Annotated in this window: 18 protein-coding genes; 9 read left to right on the forward strand and 9 right to left on the reverse strand. The window is 46.9% G+C overall.

What is annotated here, in order from left to right:
• Nucleotides 1-7: 7 nt before the first annotated feature.
• The 4 genes from ACQ6WK_RS16465 to ACQ6WK_RS16480 form a co-directional block, all read right to left on the reverse strand.
• Nucleotides 8-877, reverse strand: coding sequence for a hypothetical protein (locus tag ACQ6WK_RS16465; protein ID WP_432798483.1), 870 nt, complete (start codon nucleotides 875-877; stop codon nucleotides 8-10).
• A gap of 47 nt (nucleotides 878-924) precedes the next feature.
• Nucleotides 925-1,770 (reverse strand): hypothetical protein, encoded by an 846-nt coding sequence (locus ACQ6WK_RS16470; protein WP_432798484.1) that lies wholly within the window; start codon nucleotides 1,768-1,770, stop codon nucleotides 925-927.
• A gap of 272 nt (nucleotides 1,771-2,042) precedes the next feature.
• Complete coding sequence (locus ACQ6WK_RS16475; RefSeq protein ID WP_432798485.1) at nucleotides 2,043-3,218, reverse strand: sialidase family protein; 1,176 nt, start codon at nucleotides 3,216-3,218, stop codon at nucleotides 2,043-2,045.
• Between the two features lie 103 nt (nucleotides 3,219-3,321).
• The gene (locus tag ACQ6WK_RS16480) at nucleotides 3,322-3,849 is read right to left on the reverse strand and encodes a hypothetical protein (protein ID WP_432798486.1); all 528 of its coding nucleotides are present in this window, start codon (nucleotides 3,847-3,849) and stop codon (nucleotides 3,322-3,324) included.
• 212 nt (nucleotides 3,850-4,061) lie between these two features.
• On the opposite strand from ACQ6WK_RS16480, the gene ACQ6WK_RS16485 reads away from it, so the two are divergent.
• The 9 genes from ACQ6WK_RS16485 to ppk1 all read left to right on the forward strand — a co-directional run bounded on the left by ACQ6WK_RS16485 (nucleotide 4,062) and on the right by ppk1 (nucleotide 20,191).
• On the forward strand, nucleotides 4,062-5,132 hold the full coding sequence (locus tag ACQ6WK_RS16485) for an AAA family ATPase (protein WP_432798487.1): 1,071 nt from the start codon (nucleotides 4,062-4,064) through the stop codon (nucleotides 5,130-5,132).
• 70 nt (nucleotides 5,133-5,202) lie between these two features.
• On the forward strand, nucleotides 5,203-6,267 hold the full coding sequence (locus ACQ6WK_RS16490) for a DUF58 domain-containing protein (protein ID WP_432798488.1): 1,065 nt from the start codon (nucleotides 5,203-5,205) through the stop codon (nucleotides 6,265-6,267).
• Nucleotides 6,264-8,561 carry a BatA domain-containing protein gene (locus tag ACQ6WK_RS16495; RefSeq protein ID WP_432798489.1) on the forward strand — a complete coding sequence of 766 codons (2,298 nt, stop codon included), beginning with the start codon at nucleotides 6,264-6,266 and terminating at the stop codon, nucleotides 8,559-8,561. Before ACQ6WK_RS16490 ends, ACQ6WK_RS16495 begins: the two co-directional genes overlap by 4 nt.
• Nucleotides 8,561-10,906, forward strand: coding sequence for a hypothetical protein (locus ACQ6WK_RS16500; RefSeq protein ID WP_432798490.1), 2,346 nt, complete (start codon nucleotides 8,561-8,563; stop codon nucleotides 10,904-10,906). Before ACQ6WK_RS16495 ends, ACQ6WK_RS16500 begins: the two co-directional genes overlap by 1 nt.
• A gap of 7 nt (nucleotides 10,907-10,913) precedes the next feature.
• Entirely contained in the window at nucleotides 10,914-14,513 is a 3,600-nt protein-coding gene (locus ACQ6WK_RS16505; RefSeq protein WP_432798491.1) for a hypothetical protein, read from the forward strand.
• 10 nt (nucleotides 14,514-14,523) lie between these two features.
• Nucleotides 14,524-15,264 carry a hypothetical protein gene (locus ACQ6WK_RS16510; protein WP_432798492.1) on the forward strand — a complete coding sequence of 247 codons (741 nt, stop codon included), beginning with the start codon at nucleotides 14,524-14,526 and terminating at the stop codon, nucleotides 15,262-15,264.
• A 113-nt stretch (nucleotides 15,265-15,377) separates the two neighbouring features.
• On the forward strand, nucleotides 15,378-16,364 hold the full coding sequence (locus ACQ6WK_RS16515) for a prenyltransferase/squalene oxidase repeat-containing protein (protein ID WP_432798493.1): 987 nt from the start codon (nucleotides 15,378-15,380) through the stop codon (nucleotides 16,362-16,364).
• 57 nt (nucleotides 16,365-16,421) lie between these two features.
• Nucleotides 16,422-17,738, forward strand: coding sequence for a hypothetical protein (locus ACQ6WK_RS16520; RefSeq protein ID WP_432798494.1), 1,317 nt, complete (start codon nucleotides 16,422-16,424; stop codon nucleotides 17,736-17,738).
• Between the two features lie 209 nt (nucleotides 17,739-17,947).
• On the forward strand, nucleotides 17,948-20,191 hold the full coding sequence (gene ppk1 / locus ACQ6WK_RS16525; protein ID WP_432798495.1) for a polyphosphate kinase 1: 2,244 nt from the start codon (nucleotides 17,948-17,950) through the stop codon (nucleotides 20,189-20,191).
• Between the two features lie 26 nt (nucleotides 20,192-20,217).
• Here the strand turns inward: ppk1 and ACQ6WK_RS16530 are convergent, their stop codons facing one another.
• From ACQ6WK_RS16530 to ACQ6WK_RS16550, 5 genes are all read right to left on the reverse strand, one after another.
• On the reverse strand, nucleotides 20,218-20,625 hold the full coding sequence (locus tag ACQ6WK_RS16530; RefSeq protein WP_432800413.1) for a VOC family protein: 408 nt from the start codon (nucleotides 20,623-20,625) through the stop codon (nucleotides 20,218-20,220).
• Between the two features lie 58 nt (nucleotides 20,626-20,683).
• A complete protein-coding gene (gene dacB, locus ACQ6WK_RS16535; protein ID WP_432798496.1) occupies nucleotides 20,684-22,213 on the reverse strand; it encodes a D-alanyl-D-alanine carboxypeptidase/D-alanyl-D-alanine endopeptidase in 1,530 nt (509 codons plus the stop codon).
• A gap of 175 nt (nucleotides 22,214-22,388) precedes the next feature.
• Nucleotides 22,389-22,814 (reverse strand): EamA family transporter, encoded by a 426-nt coding sequence (locus ACQ6WK_RS16540; protein ID WP_432798497.1) that lies wholly within the window; start codon nucleotides 22,812-22,814, stop codon nucleotides 22,389-22,391.
• A 143-nt stretch (nucleotides 22,815-22,957) separates the two neighbouring features.
• Nucleotides 22,958-23,329, reverse strand: a complete 372-nt coding sequence (locus ACQ6WK_RS16545) for an STAS/SEC14 domain-containing protein (RefSeq protein WP_432798498.1) — start codon at nucleotides 23,327-23,329, stop codon at nucleotides 22,958-22,960.
• A 24-nt stretch (nucleotides 23,330-23,353) separates the two neighbouring features.
• On the reverse strand, nucleotides 23,354-23,713 hold the full coding sequence (locus ACQ6WK_RS16550) for an STAS/SEC14 domain-containing protein (protein WP_432798499.1): 360 nt from the start codon (nucleotides 23,711-23,713) through the stop codon (nucleotides 23,354-23,356).
• Nucleotides 23,714-23,734 lie beyond the last annotated feature (21 nt).

Genomic DNA, 23,734 nt, shown 5'->3' on the forward strand with positions numbered 1-23,734 from the left:
TTCTCTTTTAAATGCTGATCTTAATTTTCTTTGCACGTTGGGAGAGTAATGGAAGTGTTGTGAGTGAGAAGAGGAGTGCGGTGGTTGGTTCGGGGATTGGGACGAGGTTGATGGTGCCGGTCAGGAAATAATCTTCGCCGGGGACGCCGTTAAAATCATTGTCGAGTTCCCATTCGATGGTGTTGCCATCGGCGAGTGTTCCGGTGAGGATGCCTGAGGTGATCGCGGCGGCGTCGATAGAGCCGGCAACATCGAGGCCATCAATTTTGAAGTTGGAGCCGTGGACATCGATGGTAGCACCGTTGATGATTCCGACCGCATTGAAGTTTCCGCCGCTGATGGTATGCGTCACTATTGCGCCATCGAAGATCACGTAACTATTAAAGGTGCCACCGGAGATATTTGCTGTCGACGCATGATTAATATTGACTTGGCCCGAAAAGACGCCACCGCTGACATCCAAAGAAACGTTGTCATCTAATCCCACGATGCCTAGGATTGTTCCGCCGGTAATCTGTACATCAGCATTATTTCCAGCTAAGAAGCCAGCATCAAAAGTGCCACCAGAAATGTTTGTGTTACTATCTAGATAGAGCTCGGGTATTGCGACGAATGTGCCGCCTGAGATATTCATTTCACCGTAGTTCACAAACGTTCCGGAAACTGATCCGCCAGTGATGGTGGTGATGCTGCCATCGTGTGTGTAGAAACCACCACTGATGGCCCCACCAGCATTAAGTGTGAGTGTGTCGCCGGCGACAAGAATGGTTGGTGCGGTGTCGGATGGGATGACGTAGTCAGCGGCTGAGGCGTGGTGGGTGAGTGTGATTGAAATCGCGGCGGCGATGATCAGTTTAAACGATGATTTCGTTATCATTCAATTATCCCTTTATTTTTAGGGTTTATTGGTGAATATGAAATCGGTTATGCGCGTGAACGGCGTGCTATGAGTGGTAGGGTTGAGAGTGAGAGGAGGATGGCAGTGGTGGGTTCGGGGATGATGAGGTTTAGGGTGGCGGTGGAGTTGACAAAGTCCTGGCCGGGGACGCCGGTGTCGTTGAGGATGATGGAAAATGCGGAGCCGTCTGTGAGTGTGCCGGCGAGTGTGGCGCCGCCTCGTGTTGTGATTTCGGTAGGTGAGGTTGAGAGGCCTGCGATGGGCGAGCCGTCTAATGTGAAGCTAGAGCCGATGAAGTTGGTGATGCCTGCGCCGAGGTTGATTGATGAGCCGAAGGTTCCGCCTGAGATATTGGCGATGCTGTTGTTGTTGACGCTGAAGTTGTTGCCGAAGGATCCGCCGGTGATATTGGCGATGCCGCCGGGTCGAACACCGAAGTTGTTTCCGAATGTACCGCCGGAGATGTTGGCATTGGCATTCACATCGAAGCTGTTGCCGAAGGTTCCGCCTGAGATGTTGACGGTGGAGTTGCCAAGTACTCTGAAGAGGAAGTCGAAGTCGCCGCCGGTGATAGTGACGTTGCTGTTGTCAGAGGTGAAGAAACTGAAGCCGATGTTTCCGCCGGAGATGTGGGCATCGCCGCTGATGTTGGCATTGCCGCCGAGTGTGCCGCCGGTCATAGTGAGGAAACTACCTGCGTCGGATGTGAAGAAGTCACCAACGGAGCCGCCGGTGGAGAGGGTGAGCGTGTCGCCGGCTGCGATGCTGGATGGAGCAGCGTCTGGCGGGACGTTGTAGTTGATGGCGTGGGCGTGGGTTGCTGCGAGTAAAGTGATGACGGAACATATGATAAGTGAGTACAGGCGATTCATGGTTCCCCTCCTGAGGGAGAATTGATGTTTCGTAAAGCAAATGGGTACAAGAATAATGTACCACGCGGAGGCAGAATAACGAAAGAGATTTGTTTTTAATGCATCCGAAGCTGAAATGAAGGGAGAAGTTTGTGTTTTGGGAATGGTTGCAGTGAATATAAAACTACGATCAAGTTCCTTGGAAGTGACCGCAGGTGAGAAGAGAACATTTGTTGGACTTTGGTTGCATAAAACGGAGCCAAGATCGGCTTTGGCTAAGGAGAATAGGTAAATCAGGGGCTTTGGGTCAACTCAGTGATGGGGACGATGATGAGGGTCATGGTTTTATAGCCATCACGTTCGAAGAAACAGCCAACATTGTTACCGGGTAAGCGGATTAGCGAAGAGTAAGCTGTGTCACCTTTGTAGATCATTTTGGAGACGGGCCAAGTTTTACCTTCATCGAAACTAGCACGGAAGGTTAGATGGCGGCGTTTGGTTTTGTGAGCGGGGTTTGCAAAAAGTAGGATGCTTTGTTCGGTTTGGGATGGCCAACTGTATCGGAGGATGCTTGCTTGGCAGACTGGTTCAATCAGTGCATCTTCTTTTCGGGGTTTGGACCATGTTGTGCCAGAGTCTTTGCTGATCGCGGAGCGACGACGGGAATCTTTGAAGTAGGCGCGCATGTTGGTCATGACGTTGCCGCCGGGGAGTTCGACAAGTTGAGATTCGTTAACATGAGGTTCGATGGTGTTGGCACTAGATTGCCAAGTTTTGCCGTGATCATCGGAGTAGAAAGCATAAGTACCGATTGCGCGGCCGGGCCATTTTTCACTGGGATTGATGGCTTCAGGACGAGAGTAGTTGGCAGGAATCAATAGGCGGCCAGCATGTGGTCCGTTTTTGATTTGGATACCGATACCGGGACCAGTAGCGAACCAAAGCCAAGATGAATCTTTAACGTCGGAGGTGATTTCGCGTGGCTGTGACCAGGTAAGGCCGCTGTCGTTGGAGGTAGTAACCCAAACGGTTCGCGTGCCAACACCGGGGGCCTCGGGTTTTGATTCTTTGTAGTTGCCGGGGTTATGGGTCATGAGCAGATGGATGGTGCCGGTGGTTTGATCAACAACGGGGCAGGGGTTACCGCAGGTATTAGGTCCATCGTCCCAGATGATTTGCTGTTTAGACCAGGTGTATCCGCCGTCGGTGGAGCGCTTGACGAGCATGTCGATGTCACCAGAGTCGGATTTAGATTTTTTACGGCCTTCGGCAAAAGCAAGAAGCGAACCATCAGGAGCTGTGACGATCGATGGGATGCGATACATGTAGTAACCGTCTTTGCCGCTGGTGTATACATCGATCATGGTGGTGGATGCGGGAGATGTTTTACTTTCGGGTGTAGGGGCTGCGTGGAGAGAGGTGTAAGCAGAAAGAATCAGGGCGATGAGGCCGAAGGCAGCGAATTTCATGATTTTGCTCCAAAATAGAGGACGATGAAGATCTTGGAGTCAAGATATCAAATATTTCTAGAAATTCAAGAATTTATTTTACCCGCATATTTTTCTGCTCCTGCTACATCGTAAACCATTCTAGGTAGACCACTTTGGTTTTAGGATTGGTATCGTCGATGAGGATGCGTAGGCAAGGGTTAGAGAAATCAGGTGGGCTGATTTCGGCATAACGAAATTGCTGGAATACACCATATTGCCAATCGTGATTTTGAAACTGATAGCTGTTTGTGTCCCATATTTGTTTGGAGAGGATGGGGGTTTGCGCGATCCAAGCAGATAACTCAGTCTTGTCCATTTCAAATTCGAGTGCGAGGTAATGATCTTTGAATCCATGGTATTGGTAGCTGAGGTATGTGATGTTTTGTTTAGGTAAGGAGAGGCTAGATAGATCAGTGAGTTGTTCAGCGGTTGCGATATTTTCTTGAGTAATATTGGGATAGATTGAGCTTTCATCTATCCCCAAAGTGATATTGTTGTTACCACTTCCCACGATCAAACTGGGGAAGGTAAACAGGAGATAAAGCGTAATGGCTGGCAGAAGAATCATGACGACGAGAAGTGAACAAACGATCAAGAAGAATCGTGGCATGTCATATCCATGTGTGGTGCTTGTTGCTGTGTTATGAGTATAACTGTTGTGCACGTGAGTTATTCATAAAAGTTATTCGAATATTTCAAGTTCATAAGTGTTGGTTCATGGTGAAATAATCCTCGGGGGAGAGGGGGGCGGCCGATATACTGAGAATCGGGGTTAAAATGGGGTGGGGTGTTATTGCGTGAAAATCAGCACAGAGAGGCGACATGTCTCAGGAGCAAAAGCCCATGGATGGACGAGAAGCAGCAGATTTAGTGGCTCGAATCAAAGCGATCAGCGGTAACTTGCGGGAGCAGGTCGGAAAGGTCGTGGTCGGACAGGACGAGGTGATTGAGCAGCTTTTTATCGCACTATTCACAAGAGGACATGCGGTATTGGTAGGCGTGCCAGGGCTGGCGAAAACGCTGCTCGTGTCGACAGTTGCGGAGAGTTTGAGCTTGGATTTTAGTCGGATTCAGTTTACGCCGGATCTGATGCCGAGTGATATTACGGGGACAGAGGTGATTGATGAGAATCGTGTGGAGGGGCAGATGCGGCGGGAGCTGCGGTTTATTCATGGGCCGGTGTTTGGGAATGTGATCTTAGCGGATGAGATTAACCGGACACCGCCGAAGACGCAGGCGGCTTTGCTCGAAGCGATGCAGGAAGGACATGTGACGGTAAACGGTGTGCGGCATGATTTGCCAGACCCGTTTTTTGTGTTGGCGACGCAGAACCCGATCGAGCAGGAAGGAACTTATCCTTTGCCGGAGGCGCAGTTGGACCGGTTTATGTTCATGATCAAGGTGGGGTACCCGAGCGAGGCTGAGGAATTAGAGATTATCCGTAGAACTACAGGCAGTGGCATTTCAGATGTTCAAGATGTTGTTCATGCGAAAGAAGTAAAGGAGATTCAGGTGTTAGTGCGAGAAGTACCGGCAGCTGAGAGTGTGGTGCGGTATGCATTGGCACTGGTGCGTTCGACACGGAAACCGGAACGAAGCGAGAGTGATGGACGGCCAGAGTTTATAAAAAACTATTTGCAATGGGGTGCGGGACCACGTGCGAGTCAGAATTTGATCATGGCAGGTAAGGCGCGGGCAATTCTCCAAGGACGAATGCATGTGACGACGGAAGATATTGCTGCGGTTGCACATCCAGTATTGCGGCATAGATTGCTGATGAACTTCAATGCAGAAGCGGAGGGGGTGAGCGCGGATGAAGTTATTGATCAGCTTTTAGATGAGATTGATCCACAGCGGCCAAGTGACCCGTTATTGGAAACCGTCATGAAGTAATCACGATGCCTGAAGATTTGTATAAAACTTATGTTCTTCAAGGACATGATGTTTAAGCGGTGAATGAAGCATGGAGGCTTGTGTTCAAGTGAGCGGTGAAGCGTTAAAACATGAAGCATATTTAGATCCACGAACGTTAGCTGCGGTAGGTTCGCTAGATCTGCGCGCGCGCATGATTGTTGAGGGCGTGATGAGCGGAATGCATCGTTCACCATACCAGGGATTCAGTATCGAATTCGCACAGCATAGACAGTATGCACCGGGTGATGATACACGGTTTCTAGATTGGAAAGTTTACGGTAAAACCGACAAGCTGTACCTCAAACAATATCAACAGGAAACAAACCTCGACATGATTATCATGGTTGATGTTTCAGGTTCAATGTCTTTCCCACAGAAGCCGGGGGATAAAGGGGATTGGAGCAAGTTTGATTATGCAGCAACACTTGCAGGAGCAATGAGCTATCTAGCATTACGGCAGCAAGATCGAGTAGCGCTCAGTTTGTTTAGTGACAAGATTCGTAGAGCAACGCGGTTGTCGAATCGACAAGATCATTGGAAGTCAATCACAGGTGCATTGGCTGGTGCGCAAGGTGAGGTACAACGAGCAGGGGTACGTGGGGTTGATACGGCACAGAAAAAACGTGAAGGCAAATCATCTGGACGTGAGATAGACGAAGGAACATTTGGAGAACAAAGCAAGGGTTTGGCGGAAGTATTTGATCGTGTGGTGGCAAAACTGACAAAGCGGTCATTACTCGTGCTGATTAGTGATTTGTACGATGATTTGAGCGCGTTTGAATACGCGCTTGCGCGGCTGTCACATCGTGGACATGATCTTATCGTGTTGCAGGTGGTAGATCGGGAAGAAGAAGAATTCTCGATTCGACAAGCGAGCGATTTCATTGGATTAGAAGGTGAAGGACGACTTGCAGTGAACCCGGCGGGATTACGAACGGCTTATTTAAAGCTGTTTCAACAACACACCGAAGCAATTGAAAAAACGGTGCGCGGGTTTGAATTTGATTACTTGAAGATGCGAACAGACGAAAGTTTTGCTGGGCCATTGAGTCATTTTTTGGCGAAACGGGCAAATGCGATTGCACATGGGGGAGCGGGGGGGACAGGACGATGATGTTAGTAGCAGTGGGTGTTTTTGTGGTGCCGAGTTTGGCAGTAGCAGGTGCGGTGGCAGTGAGTGTGCCGATTGCTATTCATCTACTATCACGTGTACGGCGACAGCGTGTAGCTTGGGGCGCGATGCAGTTTATCTATGCTGCAATGATGATGCAGAAACGAAAGCTGCGGTTTGAGCAGTGGCTTCTGCTTACTATCCGGTGTTTATTGGTAGGTGTGTTGGGATTGGCGCTAGCAGGTCCAATGTTAAGAGGTGGGATTGGAGGGTTGTTTGGTGATGGCGGGGCAAGCAGGCATCTTCATCTGGTCATTGATAATTCGGTTGCGATGAGTGCAGAGACAGCTAATGGGCAAACACGTTTGGATATTGCGAAGGATTCAGCTAAGCGCGTATTAGACGAGGGTGCTTTGTGGCAAACAGCGACGGTATGGGAGATGGCGAAGTATCGAGGTGAGGCTGGCCGAAAAGTGGGGGAACTGGTTCGCGGCGATGGGCGGGGGGCATCCATGATTGACCAAATTGAATTACGTTATAGCGGAACAGATTTGTATGGTGTGCTTAATTGGATTGAGGCAGCAACGCGGCAACCAGGTGGAATGCAGGATGAGGTTGTGGTCTTGAGTGGTTTTGGCAGAAACAGCAGCTACTTACAAGGAGAATTGCCCACGTCTATTCGACAGTTAGATGAGAAAGCTCGTTTGGTGATAAGTGAGCCAATGGATACTGTGAATAACACACAGATCACGTCGCTTGAGACACTGCAGGCGTTAGTAAGCGAGGATGAGAGTGGAGCGATGATAGCGCGATTACGTTTAAAATTAAAGCGTAGTGTGGACTTGCCTGCTTTAGGTAATGGAGATTTGATTCGAGTACAGCTACGTGATGACACGGGAAGATTATTGGGAACGATCAATGAGAAAGCTCGATGGACAGATGGTGAAACAGATCTAATTCAAGTAGTGAGTGTGCCTGTGGATGAAGGGATTGGTGAGGGTAGTGCGGTGAAGGTGATGGTGTCAGCATCATTGGTTGTGAAAGATAAGAATCGAAATGCTTTGCTGGAGGATGATCATGCACGGGCTGTGATTGTGCTGAGGCGAAAGCTGAAGGTTGGTGTGATTGGTGATCAGGAAGATCTGGAAGGTAGAAGTAAAGGTGCGTGGTTGCGTTTGGCTTTTGATCCTGAAGAGACAGGTATCGCAGGAGGGATCGAATGGATCAGGATTGATCATGCGGGATTGCATGCAGATTTAGATGGTGTGATGCTACTTGATCCAGCAAGTCAATCACAATCTGATTGGGACACCCTTGAACAGTATATACAGGCAGGTGGTGTGTTATGGTTATTTGGAATCAAAGATGGCGGTGGACAGTGGGCGCGGTGGGTCCGTGAGGTAACAGGGTCTAACTGGCAGATAGACGGTATGCCAGAACAAAGTGACGCAGGCATGAGTCTGAAAATTGGTGATGGCGGTCAGCAAGGATTTAGTCGACTGGGTGTCGAAATGACATCATTGCTTCGTCCAGTTTGGGTTAAGCATTGGAACGCGGTACAGAGTAATTATCCGGAAGATATTTGGATGAGGGTGGATGACGGTAGTAGCAAGGCTCAGGGGGTAGTGGCAGTACGGCAAGTGGGTCGGGGTAAATTAGTTTATTGGGGTGTGCCGCTAGATGTGACGGCAAGCAATCTAATGACCAAGCCAGCGTTCCTGCCTGTGGTGCATGAGTTGTTACGGAGTGCATTGGGGGGTGTAGTGAAAGCAGATCAGAGGACTGTGATAGCTGGGGAACAGAAGGATGAATTGATAAAAGACGTACGATGGCTGGGTGATGATAAAGCAGAAAAAGATTTAAAAAACGGAGGAAATACAGTACGTGGTGGTGGCGTGATGATTGATGGTGAACAATGGATCGTGCGGCAAATTGATGTTGGGGAAAGTGATGGTGGAACGATCACACGTGCGCAGATGGGACGAATGTTTGATGGACTTGGCCAATGGGAAACATTGTCATGGAACGATCCAGGTAAGGCTATGGCGAAAGAGCCGACGCGCACAGAGATAGGATGGTATCTACTTTGGGTGCTACTAGTGCTTGCGATTATGGAATCGATATTGGCACGTTACATGAGTTATGCGCATGATGTCAGTAAAAAAGCAATGTTTGTTCGGCTTTGGCTCTGGATCAAGTTATTGCGACATGGCAAGCAAGGTGAAGTAGCTACGCAGCAGACGATCGGCCAACGTCAACAAAATCGTTCGATGGTTCATGCTGAGGGGGATGGATAATGGACAAATCTTGGCTAGATCAGTTATTTGGTTTGCAGGATTTAAGCTTTAACGGGATTAAAACCGAGTTGGGTTGGCTGTATGAAATGCCGGCGTGGTTATGGGCGATGACAATTCTTGCAGTGTTTGTTTTTTCTGGTTGGTGCTACTCGCGGTTATTGGGAAAGCGTTGGGTGCGGTTGTTGTTGTCGGGAACGCGGGCAGTGATATTAACGTTGATTGTGGTGTTATTAGTGGGGCCAATGTTGGTCAAACGTGATGAGGTGACTGAGCCGGACGTTTTGGTCGTGATGGTGGATCGGTCTGCATCGATGACCGTTAAGGATATGCATGGGCTGGGTGGTGACGCATATGATTTTGTAAGTCGTGATGAGATGATGCGAGATGTTTTAGCTAGAAACAAAGATTTTTTGAGTGGGGAGCTTGGTAAACGAGAAGTTGTGTGGTTGGGATTTGATCGTGAGGTTCGTTCTCTGACAAATGTTTATCCACAAGATAGAGAAGATGACAAAACAGATAATAGAGTGATGTTGGACGAGGCGATAGGCGATGAAACGCGACTGGTAAGCGGCGTGGCGGCAGGAATATCGTTGGCAGGAGGTCGACCGATTGCAGGGATGATCGTAATAAGTGATGGGCGAAGCGCGGAGCCGATTAGTAGTGATGTAATCTCGCGGCTGCGGGAGCGCGGTGTGGGTGTTTATGCGGTTCCGTTGGGGGGGGAGCGTTTACCATATGACGTAGCAATTAGAAAAGTGGTGGCACCACGGCGCGCGTTTACCGCGGATAAGCTACCGATTCGCGTACAACTTGAGCAGGTAGGTGGCGCGGAAGCTGGTGACGTGACAATAACGGTTCGCGAGGCTGATGGTGGAGAGGTACTTGCAACTCAATTATGGCAGGGCGGAGAAGAGGATGTGACCCTTGAAATCACAACTGGTGAAAGCGGGATCAAGTCATATGTCATCGAAGCGGTAAGTGAAACGATTAATGAACAGACCACACGGAACAACCAACACGTCACAACAGTTGAAGTAATTGATCGTCCGATACGTGTGCTTTATGTAGAGGGGTATCCACGATGGGAATATCGTTATTTGAAGAACATGCTCATTCGGGAGAAGAGTATCTGGTCGAGTTTGATGTTGATTTCAGCTGATCGTGGTTTTGCGCAAGAAGGGGATGAGCCTATTACACGTTTGCCGATGGATGCTGTAGAGATGGAAAAGTATGACGTGGTGATCGTCGGAGATGTACCGGGGGGATATTTGAGTGGTCACGAAATGAATCTCATCAAGCAACAGGTTTCATTGCATGGAGCAGGGTTGATTATGATCGGTGGTGAGCGATATATGCCGGGTGTGTATGAAGGAACAGTTTTTGAAGAACTTTTGCCGATGGCACGGGCAGAGGATGTTGGACGGATTGTGCAGGGCAGTGGTGAGTGGGTCATGCGTCCTGCAGATAATGCAGCTTCACTTGGCGTTTTAAAGATTGGCGATGCGGAAGATTGGCCGGCAGATCTACCAGCTGTTAGATGGGTACAGTCACTTGGGCCGTTGAAGGTGACCAGTGAAGTATTGGGTGAATGGATAGATGCAGAAAATAATGATCCAAAGGCTGAGCCGGCCGTGGTTCGGATGCGTTACGGTGCGGGTCAGGTGCTCTATATTGGAACAGATGAGATCTGGCGATGGCGATACGGCAAAGGTGAACAGTATTTTGAGCAATTTTGGGTGCAGTTGATTCGTATGTTAGGACGATCACGTGTGCAACAAGAGGAAACAGGGTTGTCCATTCGACTATCTAATCATCGAATAGATGTAGGTTCGCAAATGGTTGTCGAATTGCTTGTTTCAGATGGCTCATTGGATGAGAGGAAGGATCAAGTACGTTTAGAGGTACGTCAGCAGCAGAATCAATCCGTAGTGGATGAGCTGGTACTCCATCTCCAACATAAAAATGGGACAGAACAAAATAGAGCAGGACGTGTGTATCGAGGAATATACGTGGGCGAGAGGGCGGGCGCATATGAGCTTGTACTGGGAGACTGGCTTGCTGGCGATCGTAGAGTGAGTGAAAAAATTCAGGTAATTGCTTCTGCTGATGAAATGCAACACCTTGAAGCGGATCATGCCAAGCTCCGCCAACTTGCAGAAGCAAGTGGTGGGCAAGTGATTCCTGTTAATCAGATAGAAATCTTACCAGAGGTGATACCTAACCGTGCGCGTGTTCGGCCGAACGATCATCGTGAAAAACTTGCACACGCGCCTTTAATATTTGGATTAATTCTTGGTCTGCTTGTTGTTGAGTGGATTGGCAGAAAAGCGATGAAGCTTGTTTGATAGCAATATGAAGCATGTGATTGAACAACTTAAATTTGTGCGGCAAACCGGAAAGTGGTTATTGCTCACACAACGTCTAATGCAGTGGTCGATGTGGTTTATGCTACTCGGATTGATATTGTGTGTGCTGGATTACACGTTGAATTTACCCGGGGGTGTGCGGCTATTCTTGGGTTTAATTGTATTGAGTCTGCTTGGTTTGTGGGGATATGCCAGCATTTGGCCAGCGATATGCTTTCGTCCGAGTCTGGAAGAAATCGCTTTACGTGTTGAGCGCAAATACCCTGAAATACAAGGTAAATTAGGAAGTGCAGTCGCGTTTTGGCTTGAAGAAAACAAGCAAGCAAAACGGACTGATGACGGGCATCGTATGGGCATTGTTTTTCGAAATGCGCTAATGCACGAAGTTGATCACGATATGCGCAACGTCAAAATCGGCAATCTTATTCAGATGCGCAATACAACAAATGCGCTTAGCGGGATGATGGTTTTACTAATGGTGGTTAGTGGAATCGGTTTGTTTGCTGGTGATACATTAGTAACAGGAGCTGGTCGGTGGTTGTTGCCATTAAGTGATGTACGTTGGCCACAGCGCGTATATGTACAGGATCTTATGAATGAGGATCAATTCCTGCCGATAGATCGACCTGTAAAATTTTCGGCTGCGATTGAAAAAGGACATCAAGATGGTATGCGCGTATTTGCGCATTACCGTATTCGACGTGACGGTAAGCTTGGTAGATGGCAAAGTGTACTGATGAATCGACAAGGATTGATTAGTGCCAATATGACGCGCAGTGATCAAGCAGACAAGCGTGGCTTGTTACCGCGGTATGAACAACTTGTTGAGTTGAATCATGAATTAGATCATATGATGATTCAGCAGGCCGCGAATGATCATTCTGTTAGTCAAAACAATCAAGACCCAATTGAGATGTTGTATTATCTTGAGGCGGGCGATGATATTACAGATCAGCGTGTGGTTAGATTGATAGATCGTCCTAAAATATTACAACTTAGCGCTAAAATTATACCACCGCTATATGCAAAGGATTTTGTACAGCAGAAAACAGAAGTGCTATATGAAGTGGGTTCCAAGCATGTTAAGCCGGTGCGTGGTTTAATTGGTAGCCAAGTAACACTCGTATTGCGAACAAATAAATCTGTTGAACCAAATGGGGTTGATACCATTTTCCCTGAATTTTATAGGATGAGTCAAAATAACCGCTCGGATCTAACTTCGATACATCGTCTTGAAGAAAAATTTGGTCTCAGCATTACTTTTGATCTTGAACAGCATGAGGCTTCTATTATCTGTTTACACGATGAATATAATTTGTCACGTGAAACAGATTGGCAGCTTAAACTAATTGCGGTGACAGATGAGAATCCTTCAGTATCGATGCGCCAACCCGGTGGAGATCTTGGTGTGCTCGCAAGCGCTCAGGTTCCGCTACTTGCTACCGCACAAGATGACCTTGGTCTTAGCAGCATGCGCATGCTACTTCACGAGAACAAATCTAAAACGGACAAGAACGTATCGTTGCAGGACATCATTATTGGCAGTAGCACATTGCGTCAAGCTGAAGACCAGATTGAACTGATTTACGACCTAACACCTTTGAAATTAGAGTCAGGTGAATCCGTTCAAATTTATGCAGAAGCTGAAGATGTTTATGAGTTAAATGGTAATCGTCATAATTCTGTGCGATCTAATATGCGTACTGTTCGTATTATTGAAGAGCGTGAGCTGATTAGTCAGATTCGTGGAGAACTTGGTGCACTTAGAGAACATGCCATACGAGTTGGCCGCATGCAGAACGAAGTTATGGATAAGAATAATACCAATTTTGAAGCACAGGCGCGCGTTGGGGAACGATTAGGTGGCATGCAACGCATGACACAACGCATTGATAATCGCATGAGTATGAATCGTATGAATGATGCACAGTTGGCGGAGATGACAAGTCGTGCGGATGAACTGATTTCAATGGCGGAGCGAGCAAGCCGAGAGGCAGAAAAACAGCTGAAAATAGGCGATTTTCGGGCAAAACAGCAAGAGCAGTCTCAAGTGTCAGAGTTGATGAACGAGTTGGTCAGTGCGCTGGATCAAGGACGTGATGCGATGGGATTGCAGCTTCAGCTTCGTCAACTTGAGGCGCTTCAATCTGCGATTATGACCGATACGCGTGAAATGCTTCCACGTACAGTTGGGTTGGATCACGATCAACTAGATGATCAAATGAAGGCGGGTCTCGAAACTATTCGTAAACAGCAGGAGGATCTAGCTGCGCAGGCTGAAGCAATGATCAAACAGATGCAACAGTCTGCGGAGCAACTTGCAAGAACGGATGACGATAAAGCTGCTGCTGCAGCGGAATCATTAAAAGATGCCGCGAAGATCGGGCAGCGCTCTGGTTTAAGTGGGAAGATGTCGCAAGCAGCCAAACAGGCCAGTAAAAATCAATTGTCTCAAGCTGCTCAAACCCAGGCTGAGCTTATGCAGGTTATGCGAGATATGCTTCAACAGATGCAAGATCAAGAAACTCGCCGTACAGCAGCCCTTGAACGTCGGCTTGCAAAATTGGTCATGCAGCTTAAGAAATTAGTCGTCGATCAAAACCATGAGCGCACAAAAATTAAAGATACGACATTATTATTAAAAGCACTAGAAAAATCACAGTTGCAAATACGCCGTAGAACACAAGCGGCTGTTCAAGTTGCTCTTGGTTCAGATCAGACCAAGGATGTGGCTGGTGTAATTAAAGAAGCAGCGACAAAGCAAGGGGATGCTATATTGGCAATGCGATCTGGTCAACGCGCACAAATTATAGCCGAGCAAGGACGTGCAGTAGAGTTGTTGGAAGAAGCACTACGGCAAGTTCAACAGATCAAACGAAATAAGGATGCTGCAAAATCTCTGAAACAGCGGCAAGAACTCCGTGATGCGTATTTAAAACTCGCCGAACAGCAAGAAGCCTTACGACAAAAGGTTAGCCAATGGGAAGGAAAGGAAAAAACAAGCCGACGGGAACGGGCACAAATGATTAAACAAGCAGCAATACAAATGGAAATTGGTAAGGGTGTCTCTGTGCTTGGCGAAAAAGTGAAAGAAGCAAATGTTTTTAGACATGAACACGATCGTATTATTGTGCTGAGTGATTATGTCACACGCACATTGCGACGAGGTGTGATGGAAGAGCTTGTTCTTCGCAGTCAGGATCAAATCTCGCGATCACTTCGGATGATGGCGGCAGTACTTGATGAACAAATGAAAGATAGCGCGTTTAATGAAGGGCAGAGCGGCGGTAGTGGCGGTGGGCAGGGTGGCGACAAGGCGAAAATGATCCCACCGTTAGCAGAGCTTAAGCTGTTACGTGGAATGCAAGCTGCTTTGATTGAAGAAACGGTCGCTTATAACAAGGTAATCGAAGAGAGAAACATTGATTCAGGAAAATTGCAGGATGATCAAGTACTGCAGGCGATTTCAACACGTCAGCGTGATCTTGCTGTTTTAGCTGAAAAGATGATTGAGCAGATGAAAAAAGCATCCAGTAAAAACGAACAGCCTGAAGAGAGAACAAACGGGGGTCAAACTGATGGCTAGAGATGTTAAAATGAAATGTTTAATTTTCATGAAGATCATTGTGTGTTTGATGATGTGTACTTTATTGCTAGAAGGTGGTGTATCTCGAGGAGAGGATACTGCAGAAACATCACTGGATGAGATGCTCGGCATCGATATGAAAGAAACATTGACAGAAAAAGAGGCGGTCATTGAAGTAAAAACAAACAAGCAATCGGTAAGCGAAGTAAACCATGATGAGGCGAAACAAGCCGTAAGGCGGATGCTGGCAGAGGAAGACCCCGCGGATTTGTTTGAGAAGATCGTGCACGGAATGAAACAGGTAAGTGAGCGGCTTGGTCGGGAGTATGAAACTGGTTTGCCGACGCAGCGACAACAAAAAGTTATTTTGGATCAACTTGATCAAGTTATTGCACAATCCAGTCAAGGTAAAGGTGGTAAAGGAGGTAGTGCCGACGAAGGTGGACAGCAGCTTAAAGGTGAACAAGGCAAAAAGCAGGCTGGGCAACAAGGTGGCCAACGCGGGAACGGAGCGCAACTTTCACAAGGTACTGGGGAGAACAATGGGCAAGCTGGCGTGAGCAAAGCAATTCAAAATGCAAATCAGCGTGAAGACATTCAGGAACACCGCGTTGAATGGGGACGACTTCCACAGCGTGTCCGTGATGAATTGCGAGAAGGATTAAATGAGCCATTCAGTGGGTTGTACCGCAAAATGACAGAAGCCTACTATCGACGCCTTGCGGAAGAGCAAACAGGCCAAAGCGAATAAAGTTTGAATAGCTAAATATCGATCATCGAAAGGTATATATGAATGATGTAATGAAACAATACATACCATTTCTTAATGGTCTTTGTTGCGCGATAATGATAGGCGTTACGCTGTTGCCATTGCAAATAGTAAACGGTGAAGCGGCGCGCGGAGCGGAAGCGATTGCTTTTGATGAAATCACTCCCATGATGCGGTCATCAGTTGAAAAAGGATTACGTTTTATTGCAGAAGCGCAAGCAGAGGATGGTAGTTATGGTTCCGAGCGTATGCGTAAGCATGTGGGTATGACCGCGTTGGCGGCGATGGCTTTTATGGCAGACGGTCATGTACCGGGGCGTGGTAAATATGGATCGCATGTGGATAAGGCAGTGACGTTCGTACTTAGTAGTGCGACCGAGAGTGGCTTTATTGCCGCAGATACATCACATGGTCCAATGTATGGCCACGGTTTCGCAACACTAATGCTGGGTGAAGCTTATGGGATGACCGGTGATCCGCATGTGCGCGAGGTTCTAATTAAAGCGGTGCGCTTGATCGTCAACACACAAAATCATGAAGGTGGTTGGCGGTATCATCCGATCCCGTTTGATGCGGATATATCTGTGACGATTTGCCAGATCATGGCATTAAGAAGTGCGCGTAATGCAGGGTTGAGCGTGCCGAAGGAAACAATTGATCGAGCGATTGCTTATGTGCGGCAATGTCAAAATCCTGCAGATGGTGGATTTCGTTACATGCTCAGTGCCGGTGGCAGTGCATTTCCGAGATCGGCTGCCGGTGTGGCGAGTTTGTTCTATGCGGGTGTTTATGAAGGGGAAGATATTGAAAAAGGTTTGGGTTATCTGGTCCGGGAAGGTGAGCATATGAGTTTTCGTAGTGGTGGTCATTACTACTATGGGCATTACTATGCAGGACAAGCGATGTATCTTGCGGGCGGTGATTATTGGAAGCAGTGGTACCCCAAGGTACGTGATGAGCTGATCACACGGCAAAACGAGGATGGAAGCTGGGAATCATCCCACGGTAAGTCCTACGGTACATCTATGAGTTTATTAATCATGCAAATACCCAATCGATTATTGCCGATATTTCAAAGGTAGGTGACTGGGGATGCGCAGCTTTCAACAATCATCAAAATTACACCGCAGGGGACGATGATGCGAGCATTGAATCAAGCAGCCATACATTTTTATCTTGGGCTTGTTGCCTTTTGGGGGGCATTGCTGTTGATGACTGTACATGCTTCTGCAGCACGTCCGATGATTTTGCTAGATCAATCGCTCAAAACGCAGCGTATCTATTTGATCGCAATGAATGAAGATGAGATTGTTTACTACGATCTTCAACAACGTTTACAAAAACGTGATCTAAAACAGGTCGTTCGTTTGACTACTGCAACAAAGAACGTTTTTCAGTTGCCAGATCATCTAGGCATGATCGAGTTTATTGATGGGCAGCGTATCACTGGCAAGATTAAGTTTCGTACACCTGCCGCAGAAGGTGAAGGATTCTATTGGGAAAGTATGTTGGGTGTCGAACGTGCTATAAAAAATAGCGGTGTGTTTGACGAACGTAACAAAAGTGGTTGGACCTATACTGCTCGGCATCGGCGTAGCATACCGGTGCGACTTGACGATTTACGTGCCGCTTCTTTTTCAGGGCCGATCCAACAATATAAAAATAACCAGCCACAGAATGATCTGGTCACACTCCTTAACGGTGAAATACTCCAAGGTTTTGTCGTCGGTTTTGAACAAGGCAAACTTCAGCTTGAGCAAGATCAAGATGGCTTATTGAATTTGAATGTCGACCATCTTGCCGAGCTTCAGCTCATGCAAGACCAGCCAGAGGTACAGAGCCAATATGTTGTTAATCTTACAGATGGGTCGCGGCTTTATGCACACAAGTTGAATGTGGCCAAAGAAGTAGTATACATAACGGTGAGTTTGACAGGTCAGGGTGAAGACGATCTTGAGCTCCCACTTACGTCTATCTCGCAAATAGACATACAAAAACACGGTTACAAAATTCTTCCACTTCATTCGCTACAAGTACTTGCTGCAAAGCCTGCTGTGGTTTTTGGCTTAACACATACGCCGAGTTGGGAGTCGGGGGTATTACATCTTCATGCTCCAGCGAGTATGCGATTTGAGCTCCCTTCTGGTGCGGCTTATTTTTCTGCAGAAGCTCAACTGGATGAAACTCAGCATAGCGATGATGATCTGCGTTGGGCTGATATGACAATCATGTTGAAACATGCTGAGCATAATCAGAAAGTCGTCTATCCATTGAATAGGCGGGAAGCTAAGCAAATCCTTCGTGCTGATGTCGAATCGGAAAAATGGATTGAGATTGTGATTGACGAGGGGGTTAACGGTCCTATCATGGATCGATTGCGTATCACCAACGGTAAGGTCCTAGTCTATAAACCAACAAAGGTTGAAGGTCTTACAGATTCCGGTCAGCTGCCATAATCCACCTGAAAATTGCGCATCACGGCTCTGGGATCATCATCATTGCGGTAAAAACAGGTGGTTTATATGGCTTTTGTGTTAATTGAGCGGTTCATCTGTAGCGAATTGACCTGATTGTCGTTACATCATTCGCTCGCAGGCTATAATTGGGGTCTAATTTCTATGTATGCGATGAGATTGAAACCAAGATGGATCAAGAGAATCTGGGTATGAAACCGAACGAAGAAGCAGCTGCAATATCACGTGCGGAACTGGCAGCACCTGGTAAAGAATTACAGGCGGTGCGGGCGGAGCGTGCAAAATTTTTCAACCGTGAATCATCATGGCTAGAATTCAATCGACGCGTATTGCATGAAGCGCTTGACCCACGCACACCGCTTTTGGAGCGCGTTGGTTTTCTGGCAATCTTCACTTCCAATCTTGATGAGTATTATCAGAAACGTGTTGGTGGTTTGAAACGGCAGATCGATCTCGGTGTAGTATCGCGCACGCCGGACGGCATGATGCCTGAGGATATGCTTAAGCTCATACGTGAAAAAGTTCTGCCTATGCTTAAGCAGCAAGCAGACTGTTATGAGAAGATAATCAAACCCGCGCTTGCCAAAAATGGTATTCATATGCTCAATTGGAACGAGCTTACTGAGCATGGTAAGCATCTGGCGCGAGATTACTTTAAGAAGAATCTTTTTCCGGTACTCACGCCTATTGCAGTTGATCCCGGTCATCCGTTCCCCTTTATCAGTAACCTCAGCACGTCATTGGGTGTAATGTTACGGAACCCCAATGATCCAGTTCGTGAAAGTACGAGTGAGTTTTCGACGGACCCCGAGGACATGGGTATGCAATTTGCGCGCGTGAAAGTTCCTGCGGTTTTGCCAGGCTGGATCAAACTTAAAAACCCAAACCACATGACCTCTGGCCAAGAAGATGAATTTCGATTCATCAATCTTGAAGACCTGATTACGCATAATTTGGATGAGCTTTTCCGTGGCATGGAAATTGTGGAAGTGGAATCATTCCGTATCACTCGTAATGCTGATGTTGAACGCGATGAGGAGGATGCGGAAGATTTGCTTGAATTGATCTCACAAGAACTGCGCGATCGCCGTTTTGCACGAGCGGTTCGTCTTGAAGTACAACACGATCCTTATAAGCCGATTCACCGTGTGCTTAGTCATCAGCTTAACCTTAAGCAGGATGATGTTTATGAGATGCCGAGCTTGTTGGACTACACGGATCTTTGGATTATTAATGGTTTAAACGTGCCTGAGCTCAAGTATAAGCCTTGGACGCCGATGACACCGCCGCGTCTTGCTGATGAAGATTCCGATATCTTCAATATTATTCGGGCTGGCGATGTATTGGTGCACCATCCATACGATTCTTTCGGATCATCTGTAGAACGCTTCATTAAAGCTGCGGCAAAAGATCCGAAGGTTGTTACGATTAAACTTACGCTTTACCGAACCGATAAGGATTCGCCATTCCTACCAGAGTTAATCAAGGCTGCGGAGATGGGTAAGCAGGTTGTGGTATTGGTCGAGCTCAAAGCACGTTTTGACGAAGAACGTAATGTGCAGCTTGCTCGACAACTCGAACAAGCTGGTGTTCATGTCGTTTATGGTGTGGTTGGCCTGAAAACACACACCAAAACAGCACTCGTTGTTCGGCATGAAGAAGATGGTATGCGATGCTATGCGCACATCGGTACTGGTAACTATAACTCTAAAACCGCAAAGCTATACACCGATCTTGGTATTTTCACTTGCGATCCAAGACTAACCAACGATCTCATTGAAGTTTTTCATTTCATTACTGGTCGCAGCATCAAAACTGACTTCGATCATCTGCTCATTGCACCGATCAATATGCGCCGTCGTTTCATGGAAATGATCGATCGTGAAATCGGATATTGTGAAGCGTGGAAGTCACGCGGTGCTGACCCTGAAGACCCTAATCGTCCTACAATTATTGCAAAAATGAATAGTCTTGAAGACAAAATTCTCATCAATAAACTTTATGATGCTTCACAAGCAGGCGTGCGCGTGAAACTTATTGTTCGCGGGTTCTGTTCACTGCGTCCCGGCGTGAAAGATCTCAGTGAAAACATTACGGTGACCTCGATCATCGGCCGTTTCCTCGAACACTCTCGTATCTATCATTTCCATAACGACGGTAACCATGAATACTACATAGGTTCTGCGGACTGGATGTACCGTAATCTTAATAACCGTGTTGAGTGTATCGCCCCGATTTACGATTTAACGCTGCAAAAGAAGTTACAGTTAATTCTCGATGTATCACTGAACGATCAGCGTCAAGCGTGGGACCTTCAACCGGATGGTACATATATTCAGCGTCAACCCGATCCAAATGATACTACAACGGGCATTGGCACGCAGCAATTGCTGATGGATCATACTCGCCAAGAAAGCGCAAGTGTTAATTTATAATCGGCAAAGGTCATTTATCAAACAGATCAATCTTCGGGTCCAATCCACATAAATGGATTGTATGCGACTTCCCATAGATGCCCATCTGGGTCTTTAAAATAACCAGAGTAGCCACCCCACGAAGTTTTTTGTGCAGGTTTTACAATTGTTGCGCCAGCTGCGACCGCTTGTTGCAAGATTTCATCTGCTTCTTCTTCCGATGCAACATTATGTGCTAAATTGAATGCACGATAACCACTGCCTTCTGCTGAAACCTCCGCATCGCCTGCAAGGCTTTCTCTTGTCGCCAATCCCAGCCATGTGCCGTTAAGATTGAAGAACGCAACCTCCGGCGGTGAATCAATTTTTGGTAAACCTAATCCGTTTTGATAAAACGTAATTGCACGTTCAAGGTTTTCAACACCTAATGCAATCATGCTGATCCGAGGTTTCATAATTGTCCTTTGTGATATGAAATGACAGTAGCAATGATACGTTGCTGAAAAATGAGTATTACCTACCAACTGATTCCGACATCATGACTGCATTTTGAATGTGATCAATCATGTTGTCTTGTAACTTACGCACGTTGGCTTGAAGAACCGGTGCTTTGATATTGTTGAATAAAAAGCTGAATGCAATTGTTCGGATTGCGTCCGGTTCAGTCGAAGATGGGAACATGTAGTAGCCGGACAGCGCGGTGACGCCAGTTAGATGACCTGTCTTGGCAAAGACCCAATGTCCCGGCTTAAGGTTTTTCATGCGTTTGGCACGCTTCAGTGATCCTACTGCGATGCGCTCATTCTCAGGTGTACGGCCAGCATACGATAGTGATTCACGAAACACCTGTGACTTTTCCGGGTCTTCATACACATTCTCAAGTAGATTGATAAACATGCGGCTTGATACCTTATTTTCACGGCTCAAACCACTGCCATCACTGATATTGATCGCACTGGCGCTTGGGCCGACTCGGCTGTGCATTACGTTCCGCATAGCGGCGGCGCCGTTGTTCCAACCACCCGGTTCACCTGTGATTTGGTGTCCGCTTCGCTTGAACAAAGATTCTGCAAACAAATTCACCGAATCTTGGTTCGTTCGCGAGATTACAAGTGGCAACGTTGTTCGCACCACGTGTAATTCTTCACCCGGTGGCAGTGTTTGGTCCTCGTCCGGTCGGGCGATGTAATCTACCTTGATTCCACGTTTCTCTAATTCGTAAATCAAATATTGTGTGAAAAACACAGCGGGGTCATGTACGGTCATGCGTTTGGGTTGAAACGGATGATTCTTGATCGTGCCATGGAAAGAAAAGTCATTCGTGTCTAGTCGGCGATTGACCCAATAGTTATCTGTTTTCCCTGTTTTGGCGCGATTGATCGTCTGCAGATATGGTACATCCGGAAACATCATAATCCGCGGTGACTGACCAATGTAGTTACTCGGAACAAATGTAAAGTCAATGCAATTCAGATAAAAATTAAGCCCGGAGATTTGTGCTCCGTAGTGCTTCATTAAATCATTCTGTTCCCATGATGGGTGCACAAATTGATAATCGAAAATGCGATCATCAAGAATGATCTTGCTGAAATGCTTGACGTTCGTAGCTTCGATTGCTTTGAGCCATTGATCAAGTACATTTTCTACGGTGAGATCGTGGTCACGCAATAATGCTGGATCACAAAAGGCTGGATCACCATCACCACGGATCAATAACGCTGGAAGCCCATCAGTGTATTTGCTATCCAGGAGTGAAAGCCGCGTTTCAAAAATATAATCTGCCCCCAAGATATCCAATGCCATCGCGGTCGTCAGTATCTTCATGTTGCTTGCTGGGATCATTGGCGTATCTGCATTGATCTCGGCCAGATAAACATCGTAGTCCAGATCTTTTACCGTGATTGAATACGTCGTCTTGCCCAGATTGCTCGATTGGATGAGATGGCGTAGTGGCGATTCAAGATCAACTCCACTTGCCACGCTCGTCACAAAGAGCGAAATCATGATCATCAATGTTTTTAATACGCGGCGATTATGCTGCATAAATCCCTCTTGCCTAAGTATCATCATGTCCAAGTTGATCCTTCATCTCGGAGTTTGTTTATTTTACCTAAACTTACACGATCTGGCCGTCTGATGCATCAAGGTTGCGCAACAACATCTCTTATTAAGTTCGTAAGCCAGATCCATTGCACTTTTACTTGGATCCAATCCACAATCAGGACATAGTCAACACCACGATCCCCGACACCGTTAGCAACATACCAATTACAATTTTCATGCTTATTGGCTCACCACCAAACATCATTCCCATTAGCGCGCCAAATAGCGGCGCGGTAAAAGCAATTGGCATGACCCGCGAAAGCGGTGCTTCCTTAATTGCAGCGTAAAAACAGAGCATCCCGATCGATCCAGCGACGATTCCTCCACCTATCACCAGATATAAGATTGATTTTGTGCCGGCATTACCGAGCTGTTTCCACTGCGGTAAGCTTATTACACCAAGGATCAAAATTGCTACCGCCGTCCGTACCGTGATCCCAACATGCGGGGAAAGATTGCCGAGCTTCAATCCCTTCTTTTCGAAGTAGCCACCCACTCCCCATGCAGCCGCGGTTAGGATCGCAAATAAAACAGCAAGCATCACAGGCTCCTTATGGTTAAGCCAACAGTGTGCCACACCGATCATGATTGTAATCCCGATCAGGCGGAGTATACCATCGCGTATCAGCAAAACCTATAGTCACGCTGCTGTATTTATTATGGTTGTAATTTAGGAAGGTGAAATCATGCTGCGTCAATCGATGCCGCCCATATCCAGGCCTCTTCAATATCTGATTGATCAAAGTAGCGTAATTCACCATTCATGATCAGGTTTGAAATTTTTGTCATTTGTTTTTGCCATTTTTTGTGGCCAACGATGGCAACTTTTTCGTAGCTTCTCCAATGAGCAATATCAAACTTTAAGTCATCAAACAGGGCGCGCAACTCGATTCCATCATATTTTTCCATGTTTACAACGAGTCGGATTCTGCCGTGCTTTTCGATCATTTTTTCAATAACTGGGATGATTCGAGTGTAGTCATCATGTGTAAGCTTGCCTGCGGTATACATACCCAGGGTGTTGTCTATGCCGCTACGTTTGACGATATCAATCATGTTTTACCCTTCATGCATGGGATATTATGCTGCCGCCCAATGCCACGCTTCGTCCACTTGTGCAATATCAAAGTAACGGATCTCACCTTTCATCAGCAGATTCGATAATTTTGCTGCGTGATTATGCCATTTTTCTTTGCCGACGATCGCGACCTTTGTAAAGTCTCGGCGGTGCCGCGCATCAAATCGAAGTTCATTCCAAAATGCTTTGAGATTCCATCCCTCGAACTCATCGGCAAGCAGCACGAGTCGCAGCTTTCCACGATCCTCAATCATTTTCTCAACTTCAGGAACAACCTGCTCATAGTCTTCATGCTTAAGTTTGCCGATTGCTTTTAGGCCTACTACTTCTTTTGCATCTGGATGATTTACTAGTTCAATCATAATACGACCTCTTAAACTTAT

It is taken from the genome of Poriferisphaera sp. WC338 (genome assembly GCF_050931845.1).
In the GTDB taxonomy this organism is placed as follows: domain Bacteria; phylum Planctomycetota; class Phycisphaerae; order Phycisphaerales; family Phycisphaeraceae; genus Poriferisphaera.

Excerpts from the sequence above, each read along its gene's own strand:
- ACQ6WK_RS16505 (WP_432798491.1), top strand. The coding sequence starts at position 10,914 with ATGAAGCATGTGATTGAACAACTTAAATTTGTGCGGCAAACCGGAAAG.
- ACQ6WK_RS16530 (WP_432800413.1), bottom strand. The coding sequence starts at position 20,625 with ATGAAACCTCGGATCAGCATGATTGCATTAGGTGTTGAAAACCTTGAA.
- ACQ6WK_RS16465 (WP_432798483.1), bottom strand. The coding sequence starts at position 877 with ATGATAACGAAATCATCGTTTAAACTGATCATCGCCGCCGCGATTTCA.
- ACQ6WK_RS16520 (WP_432798494.1), top strand. The coding sequence starts at position 16,422 with ATGCGAGCATTGAATCAAGCAGCCATACATTTTTATCTTGGGCTTGTT.
- ACQ6WK_RS16495 (WP_432798489.1), top strand. The coding sequence starts at position 6,264 with ATGATGTTAGTAGCAGTGGGTGTTTTTGTGGTGCCGAGTTTGGCAGTA.
- ppk1 (WP_432798495.1), top strand. The coding sequence starts at position 17,948 with ATGAAACCGAACGAAGAAGCAGCTGCAATATCACGTGCGGAACTGGCA.
- ACQ6WK_RS16480 (WP_432798486.1), bottom strand. The coding sequence starts at position 3,849 with ATGCCACGATTCTTCTTGATCGTTTGTTCACTTCTCGTCGTCATGATT.
- ACQ6WK_RS16510 (WP_432798492.1), top strand. The coding sequence starts at position 14,524 with ATGAAATGTTTAATTTTCATGAAGATCATTGTGTGTTTGATGATGTGT.
- ACQ6WK_RS16485 (WP_432798487.1), top strand. The coding sequence starts at position 4,062 with ATGTCTCAGGAGCAAAAGCCCATGGATGGACGAGAAGCAGCAGATTTA.
- ACQ6WK_RS16540 (WP_432798497.1), bottom strand. The coding sequence starts at position 22,814 with ATGCTTGCTGTTTTATTTGCGATCCTAACCGCGGCTGCATGGGGAGTG.
- ACQ6WK_RS16475 (WP_432798485.1), bottom strand. The coding sequence starts at position 3,218 with ATGAAATTCGCTGCCTTCGGCCTCATCGCCCTGATTCTTTCTGCTTAC.
- ACQ6WK_RS16550 (WP_432798499.1), bottom strand. The coding sequence starts at position 23,713 with ATGATTGAACTAGTAAATCATCCAGATGCAAAAGAAGTAGTAGGCCTA.
- dacB (WP_432798496.1), bottom strand. The coding sequence starts at position 22,213 with ATGCAGCATAATCGCCGCGTATTAAAAACATTGATGATCATGATTTCG.
- ACQ6WK_RS16545 (WP_432798498.1), bottom strand. The coding sequence starts at position 23,329 with ATGATTGATATCGTCAAACGTAGCGGCATAGACAACACCCTGGGTATG.
- ACQ6WK_RS16500 (WP_432798490.1), top strand. The coding sequence starts at position 8,561 with ATGGACAAATCTTGGCTAGATCAGTTATTTGGTTTGCAGGATTTAAGC.
- ACQ6WK_RS16490 (WP_432798488.1), top strand. The coding sequence starts at position 5,203 with ATGGAGGCTTGTGTTCAAGTGAGCGGTGAAGCGTTAAAACATGAAGCA.
- ACQ6WK_RS16470 (WP_432798484.1), bottom strand. The coding sequence starts at position 1,770 with ATGAATCGCCTGTACTCACTTATCATATGTTCCGTCATCACTTTACTC.